Source organism: Pseudomonadota bacterium (genome assembly GCA_018823135.1).
Taxonomy (GTDB): Bacteria; Desulfobacterota; Desulfobulbia; order Desulfobulbales; family CALZHT01; genus JAHJJF01.
In genome coordinates, this window is sequence record JAHJJF010000114.1 from 1 (window position 1) to 10,260 (window position 10,260).

Sequence of the window (10,260 nt, forward strand, 5' to 3'; positions counted from 1 at the left end):
ATGCCAACTATATGTAATGAATCTTATTTCAACAATACTAAAGATTGATTTTGGAAACCTTGCAAGATAGTCATCAGCCCAGGTCAACATGTTTCCAAAACATCAAGCCGCAACTTAGCCAATCAGCCGGGCAATCTAATCCGCTCCTCGCAAGCTTTCCTTAATTTTTGAAACAAAAACGCCCTGGCACAAGCCAAGGCGTGGGGTGGTATCTGGAATTTTGAGTTTTATGCAATTCAGGGAACACCAAAAAGTAATGTCCCCCGCAGACTTGGGGATATATCTGGACTACTTTTCAAGCCGTTTTCTCACCCGGTCAATCATCGCGGATTGGCGCATTACCTGCTTGAATTCATCGCTTTTCATTCTTCTTTCAAGATCGACGATCTGCTCGCGGGTCTTGGCAAGGACCTTTTCCAGATCGGCCTTCTCATTTCCTGTGACATTGGTGAGATCGGTTTCGGCTATTTTTTTTTCAGATTCCTTCAGCTGCTTATGGATTGCTGCAGACTTGCTGATCATCGTGTACGCAACCCGCACCTTTGCAATGGCCAGCGAAAGGGTTGAATATTCGTCAAAACTCAGATCCGTATGCTCAGCGATCAAGCCCTGAATACTCTCTCCTTTCAAGCCGGCGGTTACCGAGGCGACGGTGGAGACGGTAAAATCGATTTCCGGATATTGCCTGGCCAATTCACCAATCTGGAAATAGAATCTGCCGACATTTTCTTCGGTAAGGACAATTTCGTCCGCATTTCCATTATCCGGACCTTCTCCGACGGCCAGGGCATTAGTTGTACGCTCATGAACATTTTTTAAATCTGCCGGCGCCTCATTGACCACTTCCGATTTTTTTTCAACCTTTGAACAGGCCGGCAGCGCCAACAAAAGGATAATGAGAATACAGAAAAAATGTTTCATCAGACACCTTGACACAACTCGAAGAGTTCGGGCTACGAACGATAATCAGCATTAATCTTGACATAATCAATAGAAAAATCGCAGGTGTATTCCTCATAGGAAAACTGGCCGGCCTTGAGATGTATATTGACGGAGAATTCTTTCTTCTTAAGGATCTCAGTGGCAAGCACTTCAGTCTCCCGGCCCTGACCCAGGCCGTCTTTCACCATGAGCACTTGATCAAAAGCAATATCAACCTGACAGGGGTCAAACATCGCGCCGGACCTGCCCAGCGCGCCGATGATCCTGCCCCAATTGGCGTCTTCACCGAAAAACGCGGTTTTCACCAGTGCTGAATTAGCAACCGTCAGCGCGGCATTTTTCGCATCATCCATGCTTTTTGCGCCATCCACCCGGATGGTTATGAGCTTGGTTGCGCCTTCGCCATCCCGGACAATCTGCAGGGCCAGGTCTTTGAGCAGATCATTGAGCACGGCCTGAAACATTTCAGTATCCGTTGCCGAATCATCAACCGGAAAATTTTTCGCCAGGCCGTTGGCAAGGATCAGCGCTGTATCATTGGTACTGGTATCGCCGTCTACGGTTATCCGGTTAAATGAGAGATTCACCGCCTGAGTGAGCGACTTCTGAAGAAGTTCGGGGGAAATAACCACATCGGTGCAGAGAAAGCAAAGCATGGTTGCCATATTGGGCATGATCATCCCGGATCCCTTTGCCAGGCCGAGAATTTTTACCTGTTTGCCTCCCAGAACGATATCCCTGAGCGCAGTCTTGGGAACAGTGTCTGTGGTCATCATTGCCCTGGAGACATCATCAAATCCATTTTCGGATAGCGCTTCCACCAGGGCAGGTATAGAACCGGTGAAATTCGCCATGTCCAGCTGCATGCCGATCACCCCGGTGGACGAGACATGAACCTGGTCTTCGGAAACCTCCAGGGCCTCAGCCAGCAGGCGCGCGCAACCGCGAGCATTTTCCATCCCCTGCTCGCCGGTACAGGCGTTGGCAATACCGGAATTAACCATGATTGCCCGAGCCTTGCCGGACTTGATTTTTTCCATACCCAGAAGCACCGGCGCAGCCTTTACCAGACTGGTGGTATACACTGCGGCAGCAACCGCAGGCACACGGCTTACGATCAAACCGATATCCAACCGGTCCTTGCCTCTGATGCGGGCTTTCACCGCCGCTGCCTCAAATCCCTGAATTGTTAAATCTGTTCTTTGCATGTTTGGAGATTCTCAGAAAATTGAATAAACGAGATGAATAATATCGTCGGACGCCTGCCTATTCGCTCTTTAACTTATTGGAATCAAGGGCGGTGACAAATCAGAATCCGCCTTTTCACGAGATTGCCAATATTCCTCACTTATTGATTAGTGTCTGCCCAGAAATGAGGTTTTTTATTCAAGATTAAGGAATGCGAAAAAAATAAGCACAGACATATATTTGATATTTCGAGCATTATTTTTTGAGCATGACACAAAGATTGAATAAAAAGACCATTTATGACAGACACTACTTCAACCTACCGCAACACTTCTTGTGCTTCTTGCCGCTGCCGCACGGACATAATGCGTTCCTGCCGATTTTATCGCCCTCCCGGGTCACCGGCTTACGTTCCGGGGTTTCGCCGCGGCTCAACTGCATTTCACGCTGCTGGCTCCGCTGCGCCCTTGCAAGTTTCTCAACTTCATCATCCTCCCGGGCCAGTCTGACACGGAACAGAGTGCTCACCGTCTGCGTCTTGATGGTCTCCATCAGCTTCATGAACATTTCATAGCCTTCGCGTTTATATTCGTTCAAGGGATTCTTCTGCCCGTAGCCGCGAAGCCCGATGCCTTCCTTAAGATGATCCATGTTGAGCAAATGATCTTTCCAATGACTGTCCACCACCTGCAACAGAACAATTCTTTCAAGCTGCCGGATATTCTCTTCACCAAGGTCTTTTTCTCGTTGCTCATACGCCTCGAAAGCCAGAGCCTGAATCTTTTCCATGAACTGTTCATGGCCCAGATCCTTCCTGCTCTCCTCATCCCAGTTCAGGGGTATGCCAAAGGTACTGAGCATCCTTTGTGAAATTTCGTCCCAATTCCATTCCTCGGAAGGGACTTTATATTCAACGGACTTTTCAACGACCTGTGCCACCAGTTCCGGAATCATGTCGAGCACGACATCCTTGACGTTTTCTCCTTTGAGTACCTCGCGCCGCTGGCTGTAAATCACCTCGCGCTGCATATTCATCACATCATCATATTCAAGGAGATGTTTACGGATGTCAAAGTTATGGCCTTCAACCTTGCGCTGGGCGTTTTCAATCGCCTTGCTGATCATCTGGTGCTCAATGGGCTCATCCTCATCCATGCCCAGTTTTTCCATGACGCCTGAAATCCGGTCCGAACCAAAAATCCTCAAAAGATCGTCTTCCAGCGAAAGATAAAACCGTGATGAACCAGGGTCGCCCTGTCGACCGGAACGGCCGCGGAGCTGGTTATCAATCCGCCGCGATTCATGCCGGCCGGTTCCCAGAATATGCAGACCGCCGAGTTCCACCACTCCCTCACCCAATTTGATGTCCGTGCCGCGCCCTGCCATATTGGTGGCAATGGTCACCCTGCCTTTCTGACCTGCCTCGGCAATAATCTCCGCCTCCTTCTCATGGTGTTTGGCGTTCAGCACCGAATGCTTGACGCCCTTCTTTTTGAGCATTGCAGAAAGCTTTTCAGAATAATCAATGTTGATGGTGCCCACCAGCATGGGCTGCCCTTTCTTGTGCAATTCCTCAATCTCGCGGACAATGGCCCGGTTCTTGGCCTGGGCATTCTTATAGATCAGATCCGGATAATCAATGCGGATCATGTTCATGTGGGTTGGCACGATGACCACGTCGAGGTTGTAAATCTTTTTAAACTCCGGGGCCTCGGTATCAGCGGTACCGGTCATGCCGGCAAGTTTCTCATACATCCTGAAATAATTCTGAAAGGTAATGGATGCATAGGTCTGATTCTCACGCTCGACCTTGACTCCTTCCTTGGCTTCCAAAGCCTGATGCAGACCGTCGCTGTAACGGCGGCCCGGCATGGTTCGACCGGTGAATTCGTCAACAATGATCACCTCGCCGTCCTTGACCAGATAATCCACATCGCTTTTAAACAGGAGATGCGCCTTTAAAGCCTGATTGAGATGATGGAGCCACTCGATGTTCTTGGGATCGTAAAGGTTGTCCACATTAAGCAGCTTTTCTCCCAGCGCCACCCCGTCTTCGGTCATGGATACCGATCTCGCCTTTTCATCGATGGCATAATGTTCGTCTTTTTTGAAACTGGGGATGATCGTATTTACCCGGCCGTACAATTCCGTTGACATGTCCGCCGGGCCTGAAATAATCAACGGCGTCCGCGCCTCGTCGATAAGAATGCTGTCCACCTCATCGACAATGCCATAATGAAATTCGCGCTGACAGAAATCATCGATATCAAACTTCATATTATCGCGCAGATAATCAAAACCGAACTCATTGTTGGTGCCGTATGTGACATCCGCCCGATACGCGGCTTTTCGTGCGGCGTCATTCATGTCGTGCAGAATGGTGCCGGTGGTGAGCCCGAGAAAATGATAAATCCCGCCCATCCATTCCAGGTCCCGCCGGGCAAGATAGTCGTTCACCGTAACAACGTGCACGCCCCTGGCGCTCAGGGCATTGAGATAGACCGCCAGCGTTGCCACCAGGGTCTTGCCTTCGCCGGTTCTCATCTCGGCTATTTTTCCCTCATGGAGAACAATGCCGCCGATGTGCTGAACATCGTAATGGCGCATGCCGAGCACCCGACTTGAAACCTCCCGCACAACCGCAAAAGCTTCGGGCAGCAGATCATCCAGGGGTTCCCCCTTGGCAAGCCGCTCCCGGAAGAACACGGTTTTTGCAGCAAGTGCGCCGTCATCGAGTTTCTGAATCTCCCCTTCGAAACCATTGATTCTGTCAACCAGCGGCCGCATAATCTTAAGGGTTCTTTCGTTCTTGCTGCCGAATACTTTTTGTAAAGCTCTACCCAACATGTTTCACTCCAATATCTTTAAATCCGTGATGGAGAAATTCTCCTGAAAAATCAATCAATTCTTCGGTTCTTCAACTCCCGGCATTCCAGACCATCGCTTCTTCGTTGCAATCAGGAAATTTCGGGCAGTGAATACAGTCGCTCCACACCTTGTGCGGAAGCTCATTCTTGTCAACATGCACAAACCCGAGCTTTTCAAAAAAAACCGGCTGATAGGTTAAGGTAAAAACCCGGCTGATCCCGAAGCAGGAGGCTTCGGCCAGACATGCTTTAACCAGGGCCCGCCCAACCCCCTGGCGGTGAAAATCTTCGCCCACGGCAAGAGACCTTATTTCAGCAAGGTTCTCCCAGCACACATGCAGAGCACAGACCCCGGCTATACGACTTGAGCCGGCGGCCAGATCCTCGTGGACACTGATCTTAAAATCCCGCAACTGGTCGTACAAAGAACTCAATGACCGAGCAAGAAGCAATCCTTTTTCAGAATAATGGTTGAGCATGGCATAAACAGCCTTGACATCTTCCATCCGGGCGTCACGAATCATCATCATCTCCCAAGATATTTACAAGGGAAAAAACCGATCATGCAGATTTCCCCATAGTATCAACAAAACATTAAGAAAAGATTAAAAAATTAAGGCGTCTTAATTTTCGAAGCAGGCAACAAAGCGATATAGGCTCGAATGTCCTCTTCCTCCTCCAACTTAACGGCTGAAGCATTGGCATCGGCGAGCTTTTCAAATTTTCCGATAAACACCCGCCAGAATCCGTCGCCTCCCCCGTCATCCGGCGGCTGCAAAAATGCTTGATGACCACGGGACCGCCAGCTCAAAACCGAATCTTTTGCCCGGTCCTGATCCCTGAAGGCGGCAATCTGTAATGAAAAAAAAGTTTGCTCATGCTCCGGAGAATAATCCTCCTGCTTTGCCGATGCATTATCCTCTATGGGCAAATCAACTGCTTTCTTGCTGTTGTCGGTAAGGACTTCCTCCTGACCGTTGCCCCATATTTCACTCACTTTTGCAGTAAAATTTCTGGACATTCCGGAATTGCTGATGGGCTGCAAAACAGTTTGGCCGGCCCAGATGCCCAGAAGAAACAACCATAAAAATATACAGAAAGTTACAATGCCGACACCAAGCAGTCCGCCGATGCCGAGCTCAAACTTTATAGTGAACGTTTTCTTCCGCTGTTGGGACGCCATATTTTCTACATAGTCCGGGGAGTATTAAGCCCCAGCAGCTTCAATCCATTACCGATAACTATCCGCAGCGTTTCCGTCATCCACAGCCGGGATCTAGACAATTCAATATCATCGGAGATCACCCGATGCTTATTGTAATAACTGTGAAACTGCCCGGCAAGATCCTGCAGAAAGAATATAATCCTGTGCGGTTCAAGATCAAGGGCGGCATTTTCAACTAATTCCGGATATGCATCCATGGCTTTGAGCATATTCACTTCCTCGGCAAGAGAAAGTTTGCCGAGGTCGATATCCTCCAGGGCCCCTGCGCTCACCCCCTGGGCCTCAGCCTGCCTGGCAATGCTTAATAATCTCGCATGGGCGTATTGAACATAATATACCGGATTTTCCTGGCTCTGCTTGGTGGCAAGATCAATATCAAATTCCAACTGGCTGTCAGCCTTACGCATGAGAAAGAAAAAACGCACGACATCCTTACCAACCTCGTCGAGCAATTCATCGACTGTGATGAAATTTGCTTTTCGGGTAGACATTTTCACCTGTTTGCCGTCACGCAGGAGAGTGACAAACTGGTGGAGGACAACGGTCACTTTCGACTCATCATATCCCAGAGCCTTGACCCCGGCCAGAACGTCCGGAACCGTGGCAATGTGGTCAGAGCCGAATATATTCACCATCCAGTCAAAACCCCGCTTGAATTTCTCCCGGTGATAGGCAATGTCGGGAAGACGGTAGGTGGGCTCCCCGGTACTCTTGATAATCACCCGGTCCTGATCATGACCGAATTCCGTGGTCTTGAACCACACCGCACCTTCATGATCATAGACCAGACCCTTTTCCCGCAAGGTCGCGACCACATCATCGATTAAGCCATCCTCATACAGGGTATGCTCATTAAAATAATTATCAAAGCGGATATCCATGCGCAACAGGGTGTTATTAATATCGTCAAATATTGCCTTTTCAGCCCTTTCCTTAAACGGCGTTTCGGCTACGGCATCTTTTAATGTATCACCCACTTCATCCACGAGTGCTTTGGCGATATCAGTAATGTATTCACCCTGATAGCCGTCTTCAGGAAACTCAAACGGCAGCCCCAGCTGCTCAAGGTATCTCGCCCTGGTTGATTCACCGAGTACACGCATCTGGCGTCCGGCATCATTATAATAGTATTCCCGGGTTACCTCGTGTCCTGTTGCCACAAGCAGCCTGGCGATGGAATCACCGAGGACCGCCTGTCTTCCATGGCCGACGCTCAATGGACCTGTGGGATTGGCGCTGACAAACTCAACCATGACCTTTTTCCCGTGGCCGATATCGGAGAGTCCGTAGGTATCGCCCCCCTTGACTACCTCAGGAAGCACCGACTGCCAGACCTTGACATGCAGAAACACATTGACAAACCCCGGCCCGGCAATCTCAACTTTTTCTATAATTTCAGTGTGTTGAGAAAGAAGCTCAGTAAATTTTGCGGCAATCTCCCTGGGGTTCTTTTTCTCTTTTCCGGCAACGATCATCGCCAGGTTCGTTGAAAAATCTCCGTGCGCCGCCTGCTTCGGCTCCTCCAGGGTATAAACCCCGGCGGCAAGATCAGACCACAAGCCCTGCGCAATTCCCTTTTGATAACATTGGTCCACTATTGCTCTAAGACGCGCCTTAACCATTGCTTTTCCTTGTTTCCATCCTTCGCTCAAATTATGGTTTATAGCTCATAGCTGAAAGCTCAAGGCTCAAAGGTGAAAGATTGAAGGTTCTCCCCCTCACCCCTCACCCACGCTCAGCACTCAGTACTCAGCTCTTTTCTCCAAGCACTCAACACTATCCCCTATATTCTCTCCTGTTCAGATTCCCGAACAGGCACAACACTTCATAATCAATGGTTTCCATCCATTCGGCAATCTCGTGGGCGGTAATATTTTCATCGCCCTGCCTGCCCATCAGGACAACTTCATCCCTAGGAACAACACCGCCAATATCCGTTACATCGATCATACAGACATTCATACAGACTCTGCCGATGATCGGCGCCCGCCTGCCCTTGACAAGCACATGGGCTCGGTTGGAAAGCTTTCGCAGATAACCGTTATTGTATCCCACCGGCAGGACCGCGAGTTGTGTCGGCCGCCTGGTAATAAAAGTATGGCCGTAACTGATGCCATGCCCTTCCGGCACCGTCTTAACCTGCTGCACCGCGGTCTTAAAAGACATTACCGGCTTGAGCTCCAGGGCTTCGAGATATTCCTTTTCCCGTGATGGATAACAGCCGTAAAGACTTATCCCCGGCCGCACCATATTGAAATGCGCCTGCGGATATCGTATCAGGGCCGCGGAGTTGGCAATATGGATTGCCTCTCCCTCATAGCCCGCCATTCTTAAATCATCAACAACCCTGCCGAATGTCTGCGTCTGCTGAAATGTTCTTTCGCTTGAAGATTCATCGGCCACAGGAAAATGGCTTAAAACCCCCTTTAAAAAAATACCGGGGAAACCCTTAATCTCCTCAACAAAACCCAACACTTCCTCGGGCATGATCCCGATCCTGCCCATGCCGGAGTCGACTTTCAGATGAACGCCGATTGGCGTTTGCATTTTTCCAGAAAGTGCCGACAGGATCGCCAGAGAGGCCGTATCATAGACAACCGGAGTCAGATTGAAATGCACCACATCTTCAAAGCCGGCATCTCCCGCGCCCAGAAACACCAGGATTTCACCCGAAATCCCTGCATCTCTGAGCCTGACACCTTCCCAGGCCTCGGCAACTCCAAAAGCGCGAACACCTTCATCATAGAGCGTCTGCGCGACTTCCACCAGACCATGGCCATATGCTTCAGCCTTGACTATGGCCATCATCGCCACATCGTGGCCGGCCATAGTGCGCAAGGCCCGGTAATTTTCACGAAGGGCTGAAAGATCAATTTCCACCCTGTTTATTGAAACCGATGTCATTGTTGCTCAGACCTCAATTCCATCCAGGATTTCCACAAGATCCGGCTGGAGAGAAAAAGGCCCCAGCCGACGGTAATATACAGAAGACCTATATATTCAGAGGGGATCGTTGACTGCCGCAAAAATCGTCCAAGAGTAACCATGCAGAGAACCATAATCCACATTCGTATCGTATAAACCCCGCCAAGACAGACCCCGTCCCGAAACTGTCGAATCCTTGTAATATTTTTCCTGCTGAACTTATCCAGGAGAAAAAAAGATTTAACCGATCCCAACAGTACCGCACAGAACATATACCAAAAAGAAACATCCCCAAATGCAAAACGCCAGCCAAAAGCCATGAGGGTTATTCCAACCACGGACCATATCAAAGAGGCGGTGAGCAGATGTGTCTGCACCGACACTCCCGGTTTGTATTTCCGGAATAATTTCATGACAGGGGTATTTTTTCTTTTTACCTGACGCTACAATAAGTGATTATGGGACAAAGCGACTACTTTGAAGCCAACCACCTGAATTATATCAGCGATCACAGTTGCTGATAGAAAATAAATAGGCCTGTCTCCCCTAAACGAGAAGACAGGCCTATAATACACTATCAGGTCAATACTGTATATACCGTAACTTATACCTCGGTTACGGTCAGTGCGCCTTCAGGACAAACCTCAACACAGGTTTCGCAACCAAGACACTCATCTGCATTGACTGCTTCCGCTTTGTCATCTACAATTTCATAAACGGCTGCGGGGCACGCATCAACACATTCGCCATCGCCAACACATTTATCTTTGTCAATATCAATCTGCCACATAATTTTCCTCCGTACTTATTGTTTGAGAACAGGATAGCTGTCTTACCCGTTTTACCTAAATAACCATTTCATAAAATGCATTAAATGATCTAAAAAAAGACAACCTCCTCCCTCTAATTCAACCCTGTTTTTTTGTCAATAAAAAATTACATTAATAGGGTCAATCCTGATGACCCAGTGTTATGTCAAGCAAGAAATGGCGCAAGATTGCTTAGCAATTTAACGAACCTGCAGGCAAGCGAACTCTAAGCCCCCACCTCACTCCATTTATCTGCGAGACACCAATATACGCCAACTGCGCCTGACAAAAAACTACTCAGAAA

Annotated in this window: 9 protein-coding genes; all 9 read right to left on the reverse strand. The window is 49.0% G+C overall.

Going from position 1 to position 10,260, the window contains the following annotated elements; genetic code table 11:
• Positions 1 to 288: 288 nt before the first annotated feature.
• The 9 genes from KKE17_12380 to KKE17_12420 all read right to left on the reverse strand — a co-directional run bounded on the left by KKE17_12380 (position 289) and on the right by KKE17_12420 (position 9,937).
• Positions 289 to 921, reverse strand: coding sequence for a hypothetical protein (locus KKE17_12380; GenBank protein MBU1710795.1), 633 nt, complete (start codon positions 919 to 921; stop codon positions 289 to 291).
• Between the two features lie 32 nt (positions 922 to 953).
• A complete protein-coding gene (argJ, locus tag KKE17_12385; GenBank protein ID MBU1710796.1) occupies positions 954 to 2,150 on the reverse strand; it encodes a bifunctional glutamate N-acetyltransferase/amino-acid acetyltransferase ArgJ in 1,197 nt (398 codons plus the stop codon).
• A 289-nt stretch (positions 2,151 to 2,439) separates the two neighbouring features.
• Complete coding sequence (secA, locus tag KKE17_12390) at positions 2,440 to 4,977, reverse strand: preprotein translocase subunit SecA (GenBank protein ID MBU1710797.1); 2,538 nt, start codon at positions 4,975 to 4,977, stop codon at positions 2,440 to 2,442.
• A gap of 70 nt (positions 4,978 to 5,047) precedes the next feature.
• The gene (locus KKE17_12395; protein ID MBU1710798.1) at positions 5,048 to 5,521 is read right to left on the reverse strand and encodes an N-acetyltransferase; all 474 of its coding nucleotides are present in this window, start codon (positions 5,519 to 5,521) and stop codon (positions 5,048 to 5,050) included.
• Positions 5,522 to 5,610: 89 nt separating this feature from the next.
• Positions 5,611 to 6,180 (reverse strand): SPOR domain-containing protein, encoded by a 570-nt coding sequence (locus tag KKE17_12400; GenBank protein ID MBU1710799.1) that lies wholly within the window; start codon positions 6,178 to 6,180, stop codon positions 5,611 to 5,613.
• A 5-nt stretch (positions 6,181 to 6,185) separates the two neighbouring features.
• Positions 6,186 to 7,844 carry an arginine--tRNA ligase gene (locus tag KKE17_12405; GenBank protein MBU1710800.1) on the reverse strand — a complete coding sequence of 553 codons (1,659 nt, stop codon included), beginning with the start codon at positions 7,842 to 7,844 and terminating at the stop codon, positions 6,186 to 6,188.
• A 154-nt stretch (positions 7,845 to 7,998) separates the two neighbouring features.
• A complete protein-coding gene (gene alr, locus KKE17_12410) occupies positions 7,999 to 9,126 on the reverse strand; it encodes an alanine racemase (GenBank protein ID MBU1710801.1) in 1,128 nt (375 codons plus the stop codon).
• Positions 9,123 to 9,560: a hypothetical protein gene (locus KKE17_12415; GenBank protein MBU1710802.1), complete on the reverse strand. Its 438-nt coding sequence runs from the start codon at positions 9,558 to 9,560 to the stop codon at positions 9,123 to 9,125. Before KKE17_12415 ends, alr begins: the two co-directional genes overlap by 4 nt.
• 191 nt (positions 9,561 to 9,751) lie before the next feature.
• Positions 9,752 to 9,937 carry a 4Fe-4S binding protein gene (locus tag KKE17_12420; GenBank protein MBU1710803.1) on the reverse strand — a complete coding sequence of 62 codons (186 nt, stop codon included), beginning with the start codon at positions 9,935 to 9,937 and terminating at the stop codon, positions 9,752 to 9,754.
• Positions 9,938 to 10,260: the final 323 nt, after the last annotated feature.

Bases quoted from the DNA above. Each gene is read 5' to 3' on its own strand.
- KKE17_12380 (MBU1710795.1), bottom strand. From the start codon at position 921: ATGAAACATTTTTTCTGTATTCTCATTATCCTTTTGTTGGCGCTGCCG.
- argJ (MBU1710796.1), bottom strand. From the start codon at position 2,150: ATGCAAAGAACAGATTTAACAATTCAGGGATTTGAGGCAGCGGCGGTG.
- secA (MBU1710797.1), bottom strand. From the start codon at position 4,977: ATGTTGGGTAGAGCTTTACAAAAAGTATTCGGCAGCAAGAACGAAAGA.
- KKE17_12395 (MBU1710798.1), bottom strand. From the start codon at position 5,521: ATGATTCGTGACGCCCGGATGGAAGATGTCAAGGCTGTTTATGCCATG.
- KKE17_12400 (MBU1710799.1), bottom strand. From the start codon at position 6,180: ATGGCGTCCCAACAGCGGAAGAAAACGTTCACTATAAAGTTTGAGCTC.
- KKE17_12405 (MBU1710800.1), bottom strand. From the start codon at position 7,844: ATGGTTAAGGCGCGTCTTAGAGCAATAGTGGACCAATGTTATCAAAAG.
- alr (MBU1710801.1), bottom strand. From the start codon at position 9,126: ATGACATCGGTTTCAATAAACAGGGTGGAAATTGATCTTTCAGCCCTT.
- KKE17_12415 (MBU1710802.1), bottom strand. From the start codon at position 9,560: ATGAAATTATTCCGGAAATACAAACCGGGAGTGTCGGTGCAGACACAT.
- KKE17_12420 (MBU1710803.1), bottom strand. From the start codon at position 9,937: ATGTGGCAGATTGATATTGACAAAGATAAATGTGTTGGCGATGGCGAA.